This window comes from Arthrobacter sp. Soil762, from assembly GCF_001428335.1.
GTDB lineage: Bacteria > Actinomycetota > Actinomycetes > Actinomycetales > Micrococcaceae > Arthrobacter.
This window is the reverse complement of record NZ_LMSG01000020.1, coordinates 228,562-247,294: the sequence shown is the minus strand read 5'-3', so window position 1 is coordinate 247,294 and position 18,733 is coordinate 228,562. Positions and strand designations below refer to the sequence as shown.

The 18,733-nt window shown below is 65.2% G+C and carries 20 protein-coding genes and 1 pseudogene; 10 read left to right on the top strand and 11 right to left on the bottom strand.

The window, feature by feature from the left end; genetic code table 11:
- Positions 1–247: 247 nt before the first annotated feature.
- Positions 248–1,324 carry a DNA integrity scanning diadenylate cyclase DisA gene (disA, locus tag ASG77_RS17340; RefSeq protein ID WP_056347799.1) on the top strand — a complete coding sequence of 359 codons (1,077 nt, stop codon included), beginning with the start codon at positions 248–250 and terminating at the stop codon, positions 1,322–1,324.
- A gap of 137 nt (positions 1,325–1,461) precedes the next feature.
- On the opposite strand, the gene ASG77_RS17335 is transcribed toward disA, so the two are convergent.
- Entirely contained in the window at positions 1,462–2,145 is a 684-nt protein-coding gene (locus ASG77_RS17335) for a hypothetical protein (RefSeq protein ID WP_056347797.1), read from the bottom strand.
- Between the two features lie 153 nt (positions 2,146–2,298).
- On the opposite strand from ASG77_RS17335, the gene ASG77_RS17330 reads away from it, so the two are divergent.
- The 5 genes from ASG77_RS17330 to ASG77_RS17310 all read left to right on the top strand — a co-directional run bounded on the left by ASG77_RS17330 (position 2,299) and on the right by ASG77_RS17310 (position 5,178).
- Complete coding sequence (locus tag ASG77_RS17330; RefSeq protein ID WP_056347795.1) at positions 2,299–3,288, top strand: Fe-S cluster assembly protein HesB; 990 nt, start codon at positions 2,299–2,301, stop codon at positions 3,286–3,288.
- Positions 3,289–3,353: 65 nt separating this feature from the next.
- Entirely contained in the window at positions 3,354–3,785 is a 432-nt protein-coding gene (locus ASG77_RS17325; RefSeq protein ID WP_056347793.1) for a DUF3592 domain-containing protein, read from the top strand.
- Between the two features lie 3 nt (positions 3,786–3,788).
- Positions 3,789–4,220, top strand: a complete 432-nt coding sequence (locus ASG77_RS17320; RefSeq protein WP_056347791.1) for a DUF3592 domain-containing protein — start codon at positions 3,789–3,791, stop codon at positions 4,218–4,220.
- Between the two features lie 36 nt (positions 4,221–4,256).
- Positions 4,257–4,751: a hypothetical protein gene (locus ASG77_RS17315; RefSeq protein ID WP_056347788.1), complete on the top strand. Its 495-nt coding sequence runs from the start codon at positions 4,257–4,259 to the stop codon at positions 4,749–4,751.
- 133 nt (positions 4,752–4,884) lie between these two features.
- Positions 4,885–5,178, top strand: a complete 294-nt coding sequence (locus ASG77_RS17310; RefSeq protein WP_056347786.1) for a DUF3040 domain-containing protein — start codon at positions 4,885–4,887, stop codon at positions 5,176–5,178.
- A 17-nt stretch (positions 5,179–5,195) separates the two neighbouring features.
- Here the strand turns inward: ASG77_RS17310 and dhaM are convergent, their stop codons facing one another.
- The 5 genes and pseudogenes from dhaM to ASG77_RS17285 form a co-directional block, all read right to left on the bottom strand.
- On the bottom strand, positions 5,196–5,903 hold the full coding sequence (gene dhaM / locus ASG77_RS17305; RefSeq protein ID WP_056347785.1) for a dihydroxyacetone kinase phosphoryl donor subunit DhaM: 708 nt from the start codon (positions 5,901–5,903) through the stop codon (positions 5,196–5,198).
- Entirely contained in the window at positions 5,900–6,532 is a 633-nt protein-coding gene (gene dhaL, locus ASG77_RS17300; protein WP_056347782.1) for a dihydroxyacetone kinase subunit DhaL, read from the bottom strand. The genes dhaM and dhaL overlap by 4 nt, the downstream gene beginning before the upstream one ends.
- A gap of 2 nt (positions 6,533–6,534) precedes the next feature.
- A complete protein-coding gene (gene dhaK / locus ASG77_RS17295; RefSeq protein ID WP_056347780.1) occupies positions 6,535–7,536 on the bottom strand; it encodes a dihydroxyacetone kinase subunit DhaK in 1,002 nt (333 codons plus the stop codon).
- A gap of 242 nt (positions 7,537–7,778) precedes the next feature.
- A complete protein-coding gene (locus ASG77_RS17290; protein ID WP_056347778.1) occupies positions 7,779–8,294 on the bottom strand; it encodes an amino-acid N-acetyltransferase in 516 nt (171 codons plus the stop codon).
- A gap of 245 nt (positions 8,295–8,539) precedes the next feature.
- Positions 8,540–11,000, bottom strand: a pseudogene (locus ASG77_RS17285) (ATP-dependent Clp protease ATP-binding subunit).
- A 155-nt stretch (positions 11,001–11,155) separates the two neighbouring features.
- Here ASG77_RS17285 and ASG77_RS17280 point away from each other — a divergent pair.
- Positions 11,156–11,635, top strand: coding sequence for an anthrone oxygenase family protein (locus ASG77_RS17280; protein WP_056347987.1), 480 nt, complete (start codon positions 11,156–11,158; stop codon positions 11,633–11,635).
- Positions 11,636–11,654: 19 nt separating this feature from the next.
- On the opposite strand, the gene ASG77_RS17275 is transcribed toward ASG77_RS17280, so the two are convergent.
- The 5 genes from ASG77_RS17275 to lysS form a co-directional block, all read right to left on the bottom strand.
- Positions 11,655–13,121, bottom strand: a complete 1,467-nt coding sequence (locus tag ASG77_RS17275; RefSeq protein ID WP_056347776.1) for a PxKF domain-containing protein — start codon at positions 13,119–13,121, stop codon at positions 11,655–11,657.
- A gap of 84 nt (positions 13,122–13,205) precedes the next feature.
- Positions 13,206–13,388, bottom strand: coding sequence for a hypothetical protein (locus ASG77_RS17270; RefSeq protein WP_056347774.1), 183 nt, complete (start codon positions 13,386–13,388; stop codon positions 13,206–13,208).
- 361 nt (positions 13,389–13,749) lie between these two features.
- Positions 13,750–14,079, bottom strand: a complete 330-nt coding sequence (locus tag ASG77_RS17265) for a histone-like nucleoid-structuring protein Lsr2 (RefSeq protein ID WP_056347772.1) — start codon at positions 14,077–14,079, stop codon at positions 13,750–13,752.
- 145 nt (positions 14,080–14,224) lie between these two features.
- Entirely contained in the window at positions 14,225–14,404 is a 180-nt protein-coding gene (locus ASG77_RS17260) for a hypothetical protein (RefSeq protein ID WP_056347771.1), read from the bottom strand.
- A 2-nt stretch (positions 14,405–14,406) separates the two neighbouring features.
- Entirely contained in the window at positions 14,407–15,939 is a 1,533-nt protein-coding gene (gene lysS / locus ASG77_RS17255; protein ID WP_056347769.1) for a lysine--tRNA ligase, read from the bottom strand.
- A gap of 67 nt (positions 15,940–16,006) precedes the next feature.
- Between lysS and ASG77_RS17250 the strand changes: the two genes are divergently transcribed.
- Genes ASG77_RS17250 through ASG77_RS17240 form a run of 3 tightly spaced genes read left to right on the top strand, consistent with a single transcriptional unit; the run spans position 16,007 to position 18,650 of the window.
- Positions 16,007–16,891 (top strand): alpha/beta fold hydrolase, encoded by an 885-nt coding sequence (locus ASG77_RS17250; RefSeq protein WP_056347767.1) that lies wholly within the window; start codon positions 16,007–16,009, stop codon positions 16,889–16,891.
- 30 nt (positions 16,892–16,921) lie between these two features.
- Positions 16,922–17,785 (top strand): alpha/beta fold hydrolase, encoded by an 864-nt coding sequence (locus ASG77_RS17245; RefSeq protein ID WP_442854252.1) that lies wholly within the window; start codon positions 16,922–16,924, stop codon positions 17,783–17,785.
- 34 nt (positions 17,786–17,819) lie between these two features.
- Complete coding sequence (locus tag ASG77_RS17240; protein WP_056347763.1) at positions 17,820–18,650, top strand: alpha/beta fold hydrolase; 831 nt, start codon at positions 17,820–17,822, stop codon at positions 18,648–18,650.
- The last annotated feature ends 83 nt before the right edge of the window (positions 18,651–18,733 follow it).

Here is an 18,733-nt window from a genome sequence, read left to right as displayed (position 1 = left end):
GGGTGCAGAGCCCACCATGCACCCAAACTGGCCACAAATGCCCACCCGGACAGCCGCCGTCGCACGCGTTCCTTAGGCACTTCGCGGCACCCCCTAACGGGGCACTTTGGGGCTTGTCCGTGCGGTTGTTGCCGCTTCTTACCTCTATCATTGAGCTTGCGGGAAACTGAGTACTTTTGATCCTGCCGGCGGAGTGTGAAACCGGCGTACCTGCGGGCGGCAGTCTGCACCTTTGAAGGGAACACCTATGGCTCGGAGCCCCGAAGAATCGCTCAAGGCGACTCTGGGCAGAGTGGCTCCAGGCACGCCGTTGCGCGATGGTCTGGAACGCATCCTCCGGGGGCGGACCGGTGCGCTGATTGTCCTGGGCTCGGACCGGACGATCGATTCCATCTGCTCCGGCGGGTTCGACATCGGCATCGACTTCTCCCCCACAAGGCTCCGCGAACTGGCCAAGATGGACGGTGCCATCATCTGCGACAAGGACGCCGGGAACATCCTCCGCGCCGCGGTCCAGCTGGTCCCGGACTCGAGCATCGAAACCCAGGAATCCGGCACCCGGCACCGCACGGCGGAGCGCGTGGCCATCCAGACCGGCGTTCCCGTGATTTCCGTCAGCCAGTCCATGCAGATCATCGCGTTGTACGTGAACGGGCTCCGGCACGTGCTGGAGGGATCCGAGAAGGTCCTGGCCCGCGCCAACCAGGCCCTCGCCACGCTGGAACGCTACCGGTCCCGGCTGGACCAGGTGACCAGCTCCCTGTCCGCCCTGGAGATCGAGGCCATGGTGACCGTCCGTGACGTCGCTGTCACCCTGCAGCGCCAGGAAATGGTCCGCCGGATCTCCGAGGAAATCTCGCAGTACGTCCTGGAACTTGGCGAGGACGGGCGCCTGCTTTCCCTTCAGCTCGATGAGCTGACAGTGGGCCGCGGCCCGGGCAGCGACGTCATCATCCGCGACTACGCCGGACCGGACGCGTCCGCGGAGGACGTCGAACGGGCCGTCAGCGCGCTGGTGAACCTCGGCCCCACGGAGCTGATCGACCTGGGCAAGATCTCCGGGATCGTGGGTTTTGCCGGCGGCGAGGCCAACCTCGACGCCGTGGTTCAGCCCCGCGGTTACCGGCTGCTGTCCGGCCTCAAGGCAGTCCCCAAGGCTGTTGCCGACCGCCTGGTGGACCACTTCGGCGGCCTGCAGTTCCTGATGGCGGCCACCATCGACGACCTCATGACCGTTGACGGCATCGGCGACCAGCGCGCCCGGACGGTCCGCGAAGGCCTGAGCCGCATGGCCGAAGCCAGCCTGCTGGACCGCTTCCTCTAGATTCCACGTCGATAATCCCCATCGATTGCTCCACACGGGCCCTTTAGAGCCCGCAAAAGGGCGATGGCCCCACGCCGGCAGGGTTCCCTGGCCGAGCTTGCGAGGCGAGGGGGCCGGTGGGGACCAATGGATGAGGGTCAGCTGAGCTGGAACACTGCCTTGGGGCTGGCCCTTGAGCCGAGCTTGGCCGTGAAAATGTAGTACGCCCCGCCGGCCCCGGGCTTCGCCTCGATGGGACTGCAGCCTTCCAGCGTGCGGTTCCGGGCCCACGGGAAGTTCGCCGTCTCGCTGGCGCCGGCGGCAATCGTCTTCACAAGGTCTTCGCTTGTGGCCTGGCAGTCCTTGGACGAGAAGATCCTGTCCGCGCCGCTGGTCACCAGGAACTCCATCTGGGACGTCCCGATGTTCACCTCGCACGGCATGGTTCCGCCGTTGGTCACCTTCAGGGTGAGCAGCGGGTTCTCCTCGGGGCCGTAGGCGGCTTTGTCGGTCGAAGCGGACACCGTCACCAGGTTTTGGTTGCAGGAAGGCGTGGGTGTGGGTGTGGGTTCGCTGCCCGCAGTTGCCGACGGCGAGGCGCCGGGTGTGGGGGCCGTTTCAGTTGCGCCGTCGGTGGAGGATGCCGGCTCGGTGCCGCTGAAGGCACCGGCCATTGCAAAGCCACCGAACGTGAGCGCCATGGCCATCAGCAGGGCCGTTCCCACAAAAAGCCGACGGCGGCGGTAGACGGCTGCGCTCGGCTGCCGGGTAGCGCCGGATCCGCCCCGGGAACCGGATGCGGATGCCGCATTGCGCGGTGATGAATTGCCTTGCCTGCCCATCCTTCTAGGCTAGAGAACCCACCGGATTCTGCCGTCCCACCACGCCGGTCCCCCGGCCAACGCTCAGGTCACAGTTTGTCCGCGGCATCTTCGCGTGGGCTCCCGGGAATCCACTACAGTGTTGGGATCGACGCTACAACCCTTTCCCCAGCCATGCCCGCGGACGGCGCCCCTGTTACGGCCCAGTTCGGCACGGATGACCTCCGCCCCGACCAGCTCGCGGCGCTGCACCGCAGGATCACCGGCTGGTTCGCTGAGACGGCGAGGGACTTGCCCTGGCGCGAACGCCACTGCTCACCGTGGGGAGTCCTGGTCAGCGAGATCATGCTGCAGCAGACCCCAGTGGTGCGGGTGCTGCCTGTCTGGCGGGAATGGCTCGAGCGCTGGCCCACTCCCGCCGCCCTCGCCGGCGAGCCCGCAGGGGAAGCCGTCCGCTCCTGGGGCAGGCTCGGCTACCCCCGCCGGGCACTCCGCCTGCACGCAGCAGCCGCTGCCATCGTCCGCGACCACGGCGGCACGGTCCCCGGCAACTACACGGAGCTGCTGGCCCTGCCCGGGGTGGGCAGCTACACGGCCGCGGCCGTTGCCGCCTTTGCCTTCGGACGCCGGGAGACTGTGGTGGACACGAACATCCGGCGCGTGCACGCGCGCCTGGTTTCCGGCGTCGCGCTCCCCTCACCATCGCTGAACGCGGCGGAGATGCGGCTCGCGGCGGAACTGCTGCCGGACGACGTCGGGACCTCCGTGCACTGGAATGCTGCGGTGATGGAACTGGGGGCGCTGGTCTGCACGGCGCGGGCGCCCAAGTGCACGGACTGCCCGGTGCGGGACTCCTGTGCGTGGCTGGCAGCCGGCGAGCCGCCGCCGTCGTACGTTCCCAAAGGTCAGGCGTGGCACGGAACTGACCGGCAGGTCCGGGGTGCCGTGCTGGCTGTGCTCCGGCTTGCGGACGCACCGGTGCCGGCGGAAATGTTCCAGCGGGAGCCTGCTGACCTGGGCTTCGCGGCGGACGGAATCGGCGTGCCCCTGTCCGCACTGCACCGCCTGAACTCCGCGCCGGAACAGCTCGAACGTGCCATGGCCGGCCTCCTTGGCGACGGGCTGGCCGAGCTGCACCAGGGCGGTTACCGGCTGCCTGCCTGAGCCGCCTTTAGGGTGGCCCGCGCCCGGATGGCATACTTTCTGGTGACTCAAACCGGGGGAAATTCATGAGAATCGTGTTGTACGTCATCTGGGCACTGTTTGTTGCGGGCGTCATTTTTGCGCTGGTCCGTTCGCTGCGGAAAACCAAGCGGCAGGAAGAACTGATCGCCGGCTGGCCAAAGGTCCAGGCGACCGTCACCGGCAACGTCGCGGGCTGGACACATGGCGGAGGCGGCTCAACGCGGAGCCGGCGCTTCTACCCCACGTACCAGTTCGCCGACCCCAACGGGACCCTGTATGCCGGCGAATCCGAGGTTTCGTACGCCAACCAGCAGGTACCCGGATCGCTCCTGGCAGTGGCCTACAACCCGGCGAATCCCAACCAGTCGTTCCAGGTGGCTTCCGAATCGAAAATGGTGATCGGGTGCCTCATGCCGGTCTTCGTATTCTTCGCCCTGCTGCTGTTCTGGGTCGCCGGCGCCTTCCCGCTGGGCTGAACCGTGGACTCCCTGAAACTGCTGTTCATCGTCCTGCCCGGGCTTTTCCTTGCCGCAGGCCTGATCCTGATGGGGCTGTCCCTGGCCGCGTCCTTTCGCCGGAAACGTTCAATGGCGGGGTGGCAGGAGGCTTCGGCCACCGTCACGGGAAACCTGCATGGCACGGACGGACCCGGATACAACGGCCGGAACCGGTTTGCGCCGTCGTACGAATTCGTGGACGCCGTGGGCAAACGCTGGCTGGGGCAGGCCGATATCTACAGCCAGGAGCAGGCGATCATCGGCACCCACATACCCGTGGTCTACAACCCGGCCAATCCCGCCGAGTCCACGCTGCCGGTCTTCGCTGTTGCCAAAGGCCGGCTGGCCACAGGTCTCATTATGGTGATCTTTGGGGCCACAGCCATAACAATGTTTGCATCACTTTCCTGGTAGCAATGCGGACTTCCGGCTCCGGATTTACGCTGAAGTATGGGCAAGCCCGGGGTACTTCTGGCACTGATGACGACGGCGGTGATCACCTCCGGCTGCTACTACTACTACCCCGTCCCGGCGCCGTGCCCGATGATTGCCCAGGCGTCAGTGGTCTCGGTGACCGTGGCCCGGGAGTACGTGCCGCAGGTGGGATCCCTGCGCCTCAAGGCCTGCCAGGACGGCACCTGCAAAGAAGCCGCCGTCGAACTTTCTCCCGGCACTGCCTCGATTGACCAGGGCTGCGCACCGGACGGGGTCTGCTCCGCCACGGCTTCCCCGGACGGGACCATGATCGGGATGCTGATGCTCGAGTCCCTCACGGAGGCCCCGATGGCGCTGACCGCGTCCGGTGTTTCCCCGGGCGGATTGGCCCTCCCTGTGCGCACCCTGAATTTCCGGCCCCGCGGTGCCTATCCCTACGGGGAGCAGTGCGGGAGGTTCGTGACTGCTTCGGTGATTCTGGACGCCCAGGGCCTGCGACAGGCTGTTTGACGGCCCCCACTGGCGACAAATAAGCCCCGCCAGACCCCGCCCTTGACTTCCACTCAGGACACTTCTACGGTCTGTATTACCAGCATCGGCAACGTTGGATTTAGAACAGGTTCCCCGCCGGGAAGGGGTAAGGATGCCACTTTCAGATAGGGAGCGGAAACAGCTCGAGGAGCTGGAATCGGGCTTGGCCGCAGAGGATCCGAGGCTCGCCGAGGAACTCTCGACCGGCTCTGTGGGCCTCAGGTTTGGGCGCCGTATCTACCTCGGTGCCATCGCATGCCTGTTCGGGCTGGTGTTGCTCATTGTCGGGGTCAGCACGCAGATCATCGCCGTCGGCGTCGGTGGTTTCCTGCTGATGGGAGCCGGCACGTACCTGCTCGTGGACAAGCGGTCCTTTAGTCTGGGCCGCAGCAGCCAGGTCAAATAGGCAACTCAGGCCACGGCCTACGGCTCGCCGAAGCCTGCCTGCACCAGGCCGCCGACGTAGTTCAGGGCACGCTCGGCGTCGGGCCCCCAAGCCTCGATATGGAGCAAGGATCCCTTGCCTGCCGCCAGGGTCATCAGGGATGTCATTGACGCGCCATCCACGCCGTTGACCGTGACCTCGGCGTTGAGAGACGCCAGGCCGCCCGCGATCTTGGCGGCCGGACGGGCGTGCATGCCGGCCTCATTCACCAGTTCGAAGTCGCCGGTGAAGTCCGGCCCTGAACCGGTGACGGACCCTTCAGCCACGGTGCTTTCGGCGAGCACCCGCGAAGCAGCCGCCACCTCCGGTCCCAATCCGTACACGGCTTCGGCGGCACGTTTGACTGCCTTCACGTCGGCGCCGCCCTGTGCGGCCACGGCGGCAGCCACGAGGCCTTCCACCAGGGGCGCGTCCGCCAGGAGCACGCCGGCCGGCTCCTCCACGAGCTCCAGGGCCGATTCCGCCGTCATCACGGCAGATCCCAGGTCCGTCAGGACCACCACGCCATCGCCGCCGGCCGCCTTGTCCAGGGCAGACATGACTTTTTCCAGGCTCGTTCCGATCCTGCCGTCGGCGGTGCCCCCGGCGGCGAGGATGACGACGTCGGGCGCCATCTGGGCGGCAAGCTCCACGGCGCCGTCGGCAATTTTCTCGCTATGGGACACCACCACCAGGCGCACCGTCACGCTGCGGCCCCAACGGCGGCCCGCAGAATGAGGGCGCTGGAGGCGGCGCCCGGATCGCGGTGGCCCGCGCTCCGCTCCCCCAGGTAACTGGCGCGGCCCTTGCGGGCGACCAGGGGCTCGGTGGCCACGGCGCCGGCCTCAGCCGCCTCAGCGGCTGCCACCAGCACGCCAAGGACGGTGCCTGCGCCGTCCGCCGCGGCGGCCTGCGCTGCCTCCGCGGCGGGGGTCCAGGCATCCACCATGGTCTTGTCGCCGGACTCAGCCTTGCCCCGGGCCACGATCCCGTCCCGGGCAGCCACAAGCGCGTCGGCGAGGCGCCCCGGATCAATCTCGGCGGCATCGCCCAAAGCTGTGGAGGCGCGCAGGAACGCGGTTCCGTACAAGGGACCTGCGGCGCCGCCCACCTTGGACATCAGGGTCATGGCAGTCAGCTTCAGGGCCGCGCCGGGCGTCTCAGGCTGCGCTTCAGCCAGTTTCTCCAGCACCGCCTGGAAGCCGCGGTCCATGTTCTCGCCGTGGTCCGAGTCCCCGATCGCACGGTCGAGTTCGATGAGCCACACCCGGTTTTCCGCCATGGCCTGGGCGCAGAGAGTCAGCCATCTGAGGGCCCATTTCACGTCCAGCACCACGGTTACACGCCCCAACGCAGGGCTGCAGTGTGCACCGGAGCGTCCCACAGCTGCGTCAGTTCATCGTCGAGCCGGAGCACCGAGATGGAGCAACCCTGCATTTCCAGGGACGTGATGTAGTTCCCTACCAGCGAGCGTTCGACGGCGGCTCCACGTTCTGCGATCACCTGGGCAGCGCGGCGGTAGACGATGTACAGCTCGCTCAGGGGGGTGCCGCCCATGCCGTTGACGAACAGCAGTACTTTCTCGCCGCCGGTGATGCCCAGGTCGCTGAGGACCGGGTCCAGCAGGCGGTCCGTGATGCCGTCGGCGTTCTCCATCGGGATTTTGTGCCGGCCGGGCTCGCCATGGATGCCGATGCCGATCTCGATCTCATCATCCGCCAGGTCGAAACTGGGCGTTCCCGCATGCGGTACTGTGCACGCGGACAGCGCAACCCCCATGGTGCGGACGTTGCTGTTGACGCGGTCACCGATCGCGGCCACGGCATCGAGGCTATCGCCCCGCTCAGCGGCGGCGCCGGCGATTTTCTCGACCAGAACGGTGCCGCCCACTCCGCGGCGGCCTGCGGTATACAGGGAGTCCTCCACCGCGACGTCGTCATTGACCAGGACCGTGCGGATGTCCACACCTTCGGCCTGCGCCAGCTCCGCTGCGGTCTCAAAGTTCAGGACGTCGCCGGTGTAGTTCTTCACGATATGGACGACGCCGGCACCCGAGTTAACGGCGAGCGTCGCCGGAAGGATCTGGTCCGGCGTCGGCGAGGTGAATACCGCCCCCGGCACGGCGGCGTCGAGCATTCCCAGCCCGACAAACCCGGCGTGGAGCGGCTCGTGGCCGCTTCCCCCTCCGGAAACGAGTCCGACTTTCCCTGCCACCGGCGCGTCTTTGCGCGTGACGTACTTCGGATCGGCGGTGACGGTGACAAGTCCCGCGTGGGCCAGACCGAATCCCTCGACGGATTCGTCAACCACGGAACGGGGATCATTGATGAGCTTTTTCATGGCAGAACTCCTGGGGTGTGGGTGCGTCCTGGAGGATGCACTTTGACCCTACTACCGGCGCCTGAAGTCCGGTAGCCTGCGACGATGCGGCGGAAGCGGTAAGGGACAGCCCCCAATGACTGTCCCTTACGGCAGGCCCCACACTGCAACCTCGTTAGTTTATCCATCAATTCGACATAAAGCTATTTATGTCACAGGGTGACTTCTTGCCGCTATTGTCCGCGCGGGGTGATTGGGGGTGCCTAGAGGGTCTTGATCATGCGGGTGTTGCCCAGGGTGTTGGGCTTGACCCGCGCCAGGTCCAGGAACTCGGCAACGCCTTCGTCATGGGAACGCAGCAGCTCGGAGTAGACCACAGGGTCCACTGCCGTCTGGTCGGCCATGATCTCGAAGCCATGGCGCTTGAAAAAATCCACCTCGAACGTGAGGCAAAAGACCCGGGCCACGCCCAGTTCACGGGCCTCGGCCAGCAGGCTCTCCACCAGCACGTGCCCTACCCCCTTGCCACGCCACGCGTCCGATGCGGCCAGCGTGCGGACTTCGGCGAGATCCTCCCACATAACGTGCAGGGCGCCGCAGCCGATGACTTCGCCGTCGTCGGCTTCTGCGATCCGGAACTCCTGGAGGCTTTCGTAATAGGCAACGGTCTCTTTCGCCATGAGAATCCGCTGCTCAGCCAGCGGCGCCACAAGGCCCTTGATGGCCGCCACGTCACTGGTGCGTGCAGAACGGATATGGAAGGAGTCAGAGTCGGTCACCCCACAATCCTACGGCGGAGGGCGTTGCGGCCTTGTCGAGGCGCTCCCGGACGACTTGGGGCGCTCTGGTACCGGCGCATGCAGGCGGCGCCGGTCAGGCATTTGTGTAGGCGCCGTCAGAGCGAGGAACGAGCAGGCGCCGGCAAATGGCTCGGCCGGCGACGCCAAGCCAACCACCACAGCTGTTAAGAGCAAAGGCCCCGCCTGCTCCTTTGGGGAGCGGGCGGGGCCTTTGCTGTCTTGGTTTAGACGCTGGGGGCGATCTCCGGGATGCGCGGCTTGGCGTTGCCGGCGAACGTGAACTTGGCGTCGTCGCCTTCGCCGTCCACGTCCACCACAACGATGTCGCCGGCGTGGATCTCGCCGAACAGGATCTTCTCGGAGAGCTGGTCCTCGATCTCGCGCTGGATGGTGCGGCGCAGCGGCCGGGCACCCATGGCCGGGTCATACCCGCGGGTTGCCAGCAGCACCTTGGCCGCGGTGGTGAGCTCGATGCCCATGTCCTTGTCCTTGAGGCGCTTTTCCAGGCGGCCGACGAACATGTCCACGATCTCGATGATCTCGTCCTGGGTGAGCTGCGGGAACACCACAACGTCATCCACACGGTTCAGGAACTCCGGACGGAAGTGCTGCTTGAGCTCTTCCGTGACCCGGGCGCGCATCCGGTTGTAGCCGGTCTGCGTGTCTGTGCCGGACTGGAAGCCGGTGGCAACACTCTTGGAGATGTCCCGGGTGCCGAGGTTCGTGGTCATGATGATCACGGTGTTCTTGAAGTCCACCACGCGGCCCTGGGAGTCGGTCAGGCGGCCGTCTTCCAGGATCTGCAGGAGTGAGTTGAAGAGGTCAGCGTGCGCCTTCTCCACTTCGTCGAACAGCACCACGGAGAACGGACGACGCCGGACCTTCTCGGTGAGCTGGCCACCCTCTTCGTAGCCGACATAGCCCGGAGGGGCACCGAAGAGCCGTGAAACTGTGTGCTTCTCCGAGTACTCGGACATGTCCAGCGTGATGAGGGCGTCCTCGTCACCGAACAGGAATTCGGCCAGGGCCTTGGCGAGCTCGGTCTTGCCGACGCCGGTGGGGCCGGCGAAGATGAACGAGCCGCCCGGACGCTTGGGGTCCTTCAGGCCTGCACGGGTACGGCGGATTGCCTGGGACAGGGACCTGATGGCCTCGTTCTGGCCCACCACACGCTTGTGCAGTTCGTCTTCCATCTTCAGCAGGCGCGAGGACTCTTCCTCGGTCAGCTTGAAGACCGGGATGCCGGTGGAGTTGGCCAACACTTCGGCGATGAGATCCTCATCCACCTCGGAGATATCGTCCATGCCGCCGGACTTCCAGTGGCGTTCCTTCTCGGAGCGCTCGGTGATGAGCTTCTGCTCCTTGTCGCGGAGCGAAGCGGCGCCTTCGAAGTCCTGCGCGTCGATGGCTGATTCCTTCTCCATCTTCAGCTTGGCGATCCGCTCGTCCATGGCCTTGAGCTCCGGCGGGGCGGTCATCCGGCGGATGCGCAGCCGGGCGCCGGCCTCGTCGATCAGGTCGATCGCCTTGTCCGGCAGGAAGCGGTCCGAGATGTAGCGTTCGGAAAGGTTCGCGGCCGACGCGAGGGCGCCGTCGGTGATGGTGACGCGGTGGTGCGCCTCGTAGCGGTCGCGCAGGCCCTTGAGGATCTCGATCGCGTGCGCGACGGAGGGCTCCTTGACCTGGATCGGCTGGAAGCGGCGCTCGAGTGCGGCATCCTTCTCGATGTGCTTGCGGTACTCATCCAGGGTGGTGGCACCGATGGTCTGCAGTTCACCGCGGGCCAGCATGGGCTTCAGGATGGACGCAGCATCGATGGCACCTTCAGCAGCACCGGCACCCACAAGCGTGTGGATTTCGTCGATGAAGAGGATGATGTCGCCGCGGGTGCGGATTTCCTTGAGGACCTTCTTCAGTCGCTCTTCGAAGTCACCGCGGTACCGGGAGCCGGCCACCAGTGAACCGAGGTCCAGGGTGTACAGCTGCTTGTCCTTGATGGTTTCCGGGACATCGCCGCGGACAATCGCCTGGGCGAGGCCTTCGACAACGGCGGTCTTGCCGACGCCCGGCTCACCGATCAGGACCGGGTTGTTCTTGGTGCGGCGCGAAAGGACCTGCATAACGCGTTCCATTTCGGACTCGCGTCCGATCACCGGGTCCAGCTTGTTCTCGCGCGCAGCCTGGGTGAGGTTGCGGCCGAACTGGTCCAGGACCACGGAACCGGCGGGAGTGCCTTCGGGCTGGCCCGGACCGACGCCTGCGCCGGTGGTTTCCTTGCCCTGGTAGCCGGAGAGGAGCTGGATGACCTGCTGGCGGACGCGGTTGAGGTCTGCGCCCAGCTTGACCAGCACCTGGGCGGCAACACCTTCACCCTCGCGGATGAGGCCCAGCAGGATGTGCTCCGTGCCGATGTAGTTGTGGCCCAGCTGCAGGGCTTCACGCAGCGAGAGTTCCAGCACCTTCTTGGCGCGCGGGGTGAAGGGGATGTGACCGGACGACCTGCTCGCGCACGCCGTCGAGCGAAATGCTCAAGGACTCAAGAGCTTTGGCGGCAACGCCTTCACCTTCATGGATCAGACCCAAGAGGATGTGTTCGGTACCAATGTAATTGTGGTTCAGCATGCGTGCCTCTTCTTGGGCAAGCACAACTACGCGACGGGCACGGTCCGTAAATCGCTCAAACATTTTCGCCACACTCCTAGCTACGACGTACTTTGATGCTACGTGGCAGACCCCCACTTGGGGAGCGTGTTCGCCACAGGGGAAACATGACGTGTTCAGCCTCCCGTCACCCTGCACCGCTTGGATCAATGCAGGAACCGTCAAGCAAGGAGAACGTCATGGAAGTCATTACCCTGCTCATGACCGCCGCGACCGTCGCACTCGCCGGGATCGGGGGGCTCTACTACTCCTACGCCTGCTCGGTGATGCCGGGGCTGCGCGCCACCGATGATGCGACATTTGTCGGTGCCATGTCCCGGATCAACAGCGCCATCCAGAATCGGGTGTTCGCGCTGAGCTTCGTCGGCGCATTCCTCGCATTGGCCGGCTCGGCAGCTTTTTCATGGGCCACCGGGCTTGCCAGCGCACTGCCCCTCGCTGTGGCCCTCGCCTGCTACGCGGCCACGCTGGTCATCACCTTCGCCGCGAACATCCCCTTGAATAACGCTCTGGACCTGGCGGCCGCGTCCGGAGACGTCGCGGCCGCCAGGAAATCGTTCGAACGCCGGTGGACCCGGTGGAACATCCACCGCACCTGGCTGTCGCTGGCCGCGCTGGTCGCGCTCAGCGTTGCCTGGGCAGCGTTGAGTCAGCCGTGAGTCCTACTATCGGGGGACTCTACTTCCGGAAGTCGAACAGTGCCGTGTGTGTTGTCCCGTCGTTCAGTGCCAGCGTGAATTGCCGGCACGTCCCTGCCCAGGCTTTCTGGGTTTTCCACACGTAGGTGTAGGTATCGGCGGCGGCCGCGTAGCTCAGCGAACTGCTTCCCGCGGCGAGAGTCTGCTCAATGTCGTCCAGGGCGGTGCCGCCCGGGCAGGCAATAGCGGACGACGACGGCGCTCCCGCCGCCAGGATATCCAGCCCCCGGTTCCCGCCGACCCCGAACTTGATGGGCACGGCAGCGCCGGCCTTCATGGCGTTCAGGGTGCCGCCGTTATCCACAGGCTGCAGGAAACCGCTGAACCGCCACCCTGGCTGGCCGACGGCAAAGGGCGAGAAGGAAGCCGTCACGCCGCACACTTTGCCGGGGATGCCGGTTGGCGGCCCGCTGATGTCCACCCAGGCGCCGTCCACGTAGTGGTACAGATGCTGGCCCACCGCTTCCCCTGGCATCATGGCCGAAAAGTCGAAGTTGATGCAGACTTCCACTCCTACTTCCGGATCAAAACCGGCGGTGGTTTCGATGTCGTAGTACAGCGGAGGTTGCGTCAGCGAGGAGAACCCGCCATCGAGAAGCACGTCATCCGACTCAAGCCTGGCGACTGTGGTGCTGCCCGCTGTCGTCACGTTTTCGAACGTCAAGCTGACATCGGTCCTTCCGTCGTTGTCCACGGGCGCCACAACTACGTTCGGCCCCGTGATGGTGAGGCTCGGATCCACCGGCCCCACGGCGTTGCTCTCCACTGCCTTGTAGGGGCAGCCGACGCCGGCGATGTCCAGGCGCGCGGTCACGGACTTCCCTCCGGCGGCGAGGGGCACCACAAACGTGGGGCCGAAGGCGCCGGGCACCGCTTCGTTGCCAACAAACCAGCTGTACCGGTGCAGGCAACCCTCAAGACCCCAACCAACCTCAACGTAGTCGGTCGACGCTGTCAGAATGGCGCCAACGGCAGGTTCACCAGCGAGGGTCAGGACGTGCAACGAACCCACAGCCGCAGGAGTGTCGAGGAAGAACGCGTAGGCAAGGTTGAAGTGGTTGGCGCCATCAAGAGTGATGGGTTCCGCCTCGGCACGGTTAGGGGTTTCGGGCCACCAACGTTCAACGTTTCCGGCCTTGAAGCGCACCTTGTAGACCCCGGGGGCGACGTCCTGGAACGTGTAGTAACCGTTGCCGTCGGTCTCGGTGAAAGCGACCCTCCCGGCCCCCGGATCCGGCGCTGCCGCGTCGTAGAGTTCCACCGCCACGTCCGCCAATAAGGATCCTTGCTGAACCGAAACGTCGTTGCCCACTCCACCGGAGATCGATGACTCCGAGGGGTGCAGCACCGTCCAGCCTGCGGAAGTCCAGCTGGACGTGCCGGTTACGGAGTCCACCACAATCGCGTCTGCCGTCTCGAAGGTCTTCCACTCCTGATAGCCGAGCAATTCCCGGAAGGAATCTGAGTAGCGGCCCGATGATGAGGTGTACCAGCTTCCAGGTACCCGGCGGCGGTAGCCCTGATTTTGTAGTTACCATCGGCAAGAGTGAAGGGACACCGGAACAAAGGCGTTGCTGGAAGGCGCTGAAGCAACCGTTGCGAGGCCGTCGCCATCGGCGGCAAACACGTCGTAAGTGACGACGTCGTCCGGCTCGTCGCCGCCGTTGATGGCCTGCAACAATTCCGTTGAGTCCAGCAAGGCGCTGACTTCCACGGTATTAGGCTCCGCGTAGGCCGGAGCGCTGAGCGGTACCGCGAATAACAATAGGAGCGCCGCCAGGACTGCCGTAAATCGCAGAGACCCGCTAATTCCAGACATTCCAGGCTCCCGCCACGCAAAGATTCAAGTGGACGAATTCGAGCGGGCGTCCCAGACCGAAGGCTCAAACCGAATCGCCGGCTCATCCCAAGGAAATTGCGCGACGATTAGCCCAACGGTACGCCCGGAGGCCGTTAGTCAGCAAGGATTTTGCGCATACCCAAGTCCGTCTTGCGCATTCAAAATTGGCATCAAAAAACCCTGCCCCCACCCGAAGGTGAAGACAGGGCCTAATACGCCGTCAGAGAGGCGCAGGTCAGGAGTTTGCCTTTTGGTAGGCCTCCTGGATTTCAGCCTGAATTCGGCCGCGGCTGTTAACTGTGTATCCGTTATCCCGTGCCCATTGGCGGATCTGCGCGGAGTCGTTGGTGCGGGCTCCCGCAACCGCTTTGGTCCGGGTCGCCCTGCCGGCCGACGTCTTGCGTCCGGCGGCAACAAAGCGCCCCAAGGCAGAACGGAGCTCGGCCGCATTGGCCGAGGACAGGTCGATTTCGTAGCTGACCCCATCGAGGCCAAAACGGACGTTCTCGTCCGCAGATCCCCCATCCAGATCATCGACGAGGATGATGTTTACTTTCTGTGCCATTAAATATTCTTCCTTTTGGAAAGGTTCGGTTGTCAGAAAATGAGGATGTTCCTGTTAAAAGTATGAACCTCTTTATGGCAACGCGTCAAAGCGTCGAATCGTTCCTGTGGATATCCACAGGAACCCCGCAGAAAGTTCTTTCGATTTATTTATCGGTTTCCGGGTTCTGTTCGTTCAATGGCGCCTCGGAGCGCGATTCCGCCTCGGCTTGTGCCCGCGCTTCGGCCTTACGCTCCGACTTATCGGCATTGAAGATGGATTTCATGGCGAACCAGAAAAGCAGGCCAACCACCAAAGACGGCAGGAGTACGGCTACATATTCCATGGTCAGTGGCCTTCAGGCTTCAGAAGCGGGAAAAGGATGGTTTCGCGGATGCCGGCGCCGGTGAATAACATCACCAGCCGGTCAATTCCCAAGCCGATGCCGCCCATGGGCGGTGCGCCGTATTCGAGCGCCCGCAGGAAGTCCTCGTCCAGCTGCATGGCCTCAACATCGCCCGCGGCAGCGTGCCGCGACTGTTCGGTCAGCCGCTCGCGCTGGATGACGGGGTCGATCAGCTCGGAGAAGGCCGTGCCACGTTCCATGCCCCCGATGATGAGGTCCCAGGCCTCGATCAGCCGGCCGTCATTCCGGTGCGGGCGGGCCAGCGGCTGGGCAGACGGCGGGTAGTCATACACAAACGTGGGGTTCAGGAGCGTAGGCTCCACAATTTCACCGAACAGTTCCACGGCCAGTTTCTCGGCGTCCCACTTCGGGTCCACCTTGACCTCGTGCTTTGCCGCGATTTCGCGCAGCACCTCAAGCGAGGTGTCGGGCGTGACTTCCTGGCCAACGGCGTCGGACAGTCCGGGGTAAACCGAAACCCAGGCCCAGTCGCCGTCGAGGTTGATCTCCCCGGCATCGGTCTGGAGGGTGCGGCCCACACCCACGGCGTCAGCGGCGTCCAGGATGATCTCCTTGATGCGCTCGGCCATGACGAACTGGTCAGCCCAGGCTTCGTAGCACTCAAGGGTAGTGAATTCGGGGCTGTGGGTGGAGTCCACGCCTTCGTTGCGGAAGACGCGGCCCATGTCGTAGACGCGATCGATCCCGCCCACCACGGCGCGCTTGAGGTAAAGCTCGGTGGCAATACGAAGGGTCATCTTCTGGTCGAACGCGTTCATGTGCGTCTCGAACGGGCGGGCCAGGGCACCGCCGTGGACCAGCTGCAGGATGGGAGTTTCCACCTCGACGTAGCTGTGGCGGTGCAGGCTCTCGCGGATGGAACGGGTGATCGCGGCGCGGGTGTAGACCATTTCCCGGGCTTCGTCGCGCACCATGAGGTCCACGTAACGCTGGCGGACGCGGGTTTCCTCATTCAGTTCCGCGTGCAGCACCGGCAACGGGCGCAGTGCTTTGGAGGCCATGGACCAGGACTCGGCCATCACGGACAGCTCGCCGCGGCGGGAGGAAATCACTTCGCCCTTGATGAACACGTGGTCGCCGAGGTCGGCCAGCGCCTTCCAGTCCGCGAGCGCTTCCTCGCCCACGTTGGCAAGGCTGAGCATCGCCTGGAGCCGGGTGCCCTTGCCGTCAACGCCGCCTTCCTGCAGCGTGGCGAAGCAGAGCTTGCCGGTGTTGCGCACAAAAACCACCCGGCCGGTGACGCCCACAATATCGCCGGTGGTGTCGTCAGCCTCAAGGTGCGCGTACTTTTCGCGGATCTCCGTGAGGGAATGCGTGCGGTCCACACCCACCGGATACGCCTCGGTGCCGCGCTCGATCAGCTTCGCGCGCTTGTCCATGCGGATGCGCATCTGCTCGCTGGCGTCGAGCGGCTCTGGGGCATTTTTTGGGGTGGGGGTGTTTTGGGAAGTCACAATCCCTAAGTTTACCGGGAGTTCGCGTCACCGGCTCCCGGCGGACGCCCAGGCATAGACTCGGGCTGTGGAGACGTGGAAAGTTGAAGCGGAGGACGGCGGGCGCCTCGACGTGCACTCGTTCCCCACCCCCGCGGGACTGGACCCGACGACGGCGGGACCTCCCGGCGTCGTACTCATCCACGGCACTTTGGTCACCGACGCCCTCTACCGGCCTTTTGCCCGGAAGCTCAGCGTCCTGCTGGGCCGGCCGGTGCACTGCTACAACCGCCGCGGCAGGGCGGGGTCGGCCCCGCAGCCGGCAAACTATTCGGTGCAGACGGAGGTCAGCGACCTTGCGGCGGTCATGCGCGAGACCGGCTCCACCGACCTGGTGGCCCACAGTTACGGCGGTTTCGTGGCGCTGCAGGCGGCCCTGACCCTGCCCGTGGGCCGGCTGGTGACCTATGACGCCGCGGTGTCGCTGTCCGGAAACCTGGGCCACCGCTGGCGGCCGGAGCTTGAGGACGCCGTCACCGCGGGGCAGCTTAACCGCGCCTGGGCACACCTGGTCCAGGGCCTGGCCACGGCCGGTCCGCTGTCCTACCTCCCGCTCGGCGCGCTGCGGATGCTGAGCATTCTCTCCGCCAGGACCAACCTGGGCGCGGAGATGCGCCAGCTGCTGCCCACGGCCGTCACCGAAATGCGGGCCGTACTGGACGCCGACGCCGAACTGGAGAATTTCACCGCCCTCACCACCCCCGTCCTGATGCTCAGCGGAGGCTGGAGTCCGGCCTACTTTGCCGAGACGGGCCGCCAACTGGCGGCCGCCGTGCCATCCATCAACTTCCAGGTGGTCCCCGGCCAGCTGCACGAGGGACCCATCCGTCCCGGCAAGGGGCTGGCCGTGCGAATTGCCCGGTTTATCAACGGCACCGACGGCCAGGCCCGGAGGCTGGGGAGGCGCCGGTAGGGCGCTATGCCTGAAGGGAGCGCGCCTAGGATGGGGAGCGTGAAAGAACAGGAAGTCCCCACGCACGACGGCGGCAGGCTGGCTTTGTACAGCTACGGAACCGAAGATGCGCCGGGAGAGCGCCGGGTTGTGGTCATCGGCGGGGCCTTCCTTACCGCACTGATCTACCGGCCGTTCTCGATGGCATTGGCCGACGGGCTGGGCGACGGCTGGGCAGTTGATGTCTATGACCGGCGCGGCAGGGGCAACTCCACCGAGCAGCCTGCCAACTACTCTATGGCCACGGAAATCGCCGATGTCCGCACGGTCATGGATGCCACAGGCGCCCGCAACATCCTGGGCCATAGCCTGGGCGGGTCCGTGGCGCTGAACGCCGTCCAGGAGTTCGCGGGCACGTCCTACGAACCGGACAAACTGGCGGTCTACGACGCGGCGGTCAACATCGACGGCAGCATCGACATGTCGTGGCTGGACGATTTCGAAGAAGCGGTGAACGCGGGCCAAGTGGGGCATGCCATGGCCCGAATGAAAAAGGGCATGCAGCCGGGTACTGCGCTCTCAAAGGTCCCCGAGCCGGTGCTTGCAGGGCTGATGGCTGTGGTGTCGCGCACCAAAGTGAACAGGATGTTCAAGGAACTGATGCCCACCGGCGTAGGTGAACTGCGGGCCGCGTACGACGAAGCCGAGCACGTCAGGAACTTCGCGGTCCTGCCCGCCAACACGCATTTTATGGTGGGCGGCAAGAGCCCGAGCTACTACAAGGTCACGGCCCAGCGCCTTCATGCGGCTGTCCCGGGGAGCACGTTCGAGCTCTCACCCAAGGGCTTCCACGGCTCCATTCCGGCCGCAGTAAAGGAACTTGTCACGGACATCGCCGAATACTTCAAGGGCTAAGGCTTTCCGCAGGTTGCTCGGCTAGGCTCGGATCATGACGAGCGAGAACATCAAGACCCCCGACGGCGGCACGCTGGAGCTCTTCTCCACGGGTGCTGAACTGGCGTCCGCCGGTTCCGGCGTGGTTGTGGTCCCGGCCTCCATGGTGACCGCGGCCGACTACACAAAGTTCGCCCAGAAACTCAGCGCCGCGTTGGGCCGCCCCGTGCACACGTTCAACCGCCGCGGCCGCGGTTCGTCCTCGCCGCAGGCCGAGGATTACACGCTGGACGCGGACATCCGGGACCTGGCCGCCGTTATGAAACACACGTCCAGCACGGACGTCTTTGGCCACAGCTTCGGCGGCGCGGTGGCCCTGCACGCGGCCCGGACCCTTCCGGTGGAGCGGCTGGCCGTGTATGACCCCGCTGTGTCCGTGAACCACAGCGTGAAGGCCGACTGGACCACTGAATACGAACGCGCCACGGCTGCCGGGGACGACGACCGCGCCCTGGCTGTGCTCGCCAAGGGCTTGGAGGCCGGCGCCTTCTCACGGATGCCGCTGTCCATGCTCACCATCGCCAACAAGCTCACCGCCGGCACCCACGTGGGCAAGCAGATGCGTGAACTGATGCGCACCGGCGTCCGGGAAATCAAGGCCATCATCGCAGCGGACATGCCGGCCGAGCCGTTCCTGGAACTGCCCCTGGAAACGCTGATTATTGTGGGCGAGAAGAGTCCCGCGTACTTCGGTGTTGCCTGCGGCCAGATCCACGACATCCTGACCGGCTCCAGCTACACCATCCTGCAGGGGGCCGGCCACGACGGCGTCCTCCGCGCCCCGGACAAGCTCATCACCGAGCTGAGCGACTTCTTCTCCGGCTAGCCTCCATCACTGCAACGCGGGGTCATTTATCGCCCCATCCGACGGTCCGGAAGGGCGCAACGTGACCCCGCGTTGGATTGGAG

What these genes read in the sequence shown, in the direction of transcription:
- disA (WP_056347799.1), top strand. Translation starts at nt 248, where the DNA reads ATGGCTCGGAGCCCCGAAGAATCGCTCAAGGCGACTCTGGGCAGAGTG.
- ASG77_RS17335 (WP_056347797.1), bottom strand. Translation starts at nt 2,145, where the DNA reads ATGGGCAGGCAAGGCAATTCATCACCGCGCAATGCGGCATCCGCATCC.
- ASG77_RS17330 (WP_056347795.1), top strand. Translation starts at nt 2,299, where the DNA reads ATGCCCGCGGACGGCGCCCCTGTTACGGCCCAGTTCGGCACGGATGAC.
- ASG77_RS17325 (WP_056347793.1), top strand. Translation starts at nt 3,354, where the DNA reads ATGAGAATCGTGTTGTACGTCATCTGGGCACTGTTTGTTGCGGGCGTC.
- ASG77_RS17315 (WP_056347788.1), top strand. Translation starts at nt 4,257, where the DNA reads ATGGGCAAGCCCGGGGTACTTCTGGCACTGATGACGACGGCGGTGATC.
- ASG77_RS17310 (WP_056347786.1), top strand. Translation starts at nt 4,885, where the DNA reads ATGCCACTTTCAGATAGGGAGCGGAAACAGCTCGAGGAGCTGGAATCG.
- dhaK (WP_056347780.1), bottom strand. Translation starts at nt 7,536, where the DNA reads ATGAAAAAGCTCATCAATGATCCCCGTTCCGTGGTTGACGAATCCGTC.
- ASG77_RS17280 (WP_056347987.1), top strand. Translation starts at nt 11,156, where the DNA reads ATGGAAGTCATTACCCTGCTCATGACCGCCGCGACCGTCGCACTCGCC.
- ASG77_RS17265 (WP_056347772.1), bottom strand. Translation starts at nt 14,079, where the DNA reads ATGGCACAGAAAGTAAACATCATCCTCGTCGATGATCTGGATGGGGGA.
- ASG77_RS17260 (WP_056347771.1), bottom strand. Translation starts at nt 14,404, where the DNA reads ATGGAATATGTAGCCGTACTCCTGCCGTCTTTGGTGGTTGGCCTGCTT.
- ASG77_RS17245 (WP_442854252.1), top strand. Translation starts at nt 16,922, where the DNA reads ATGGGGAGCGTGAAAGAACAGGAAGTCCCCACGCACGACGGCGGCAGG.
- ASG77_RS17240 (WP_056347763.1), top strand. Translation starts at nt 17,820, where the DNA reads ATGACGAGCGAGAACATCAAGACCCCCGACGGCGGCACGCTGGAGCTC.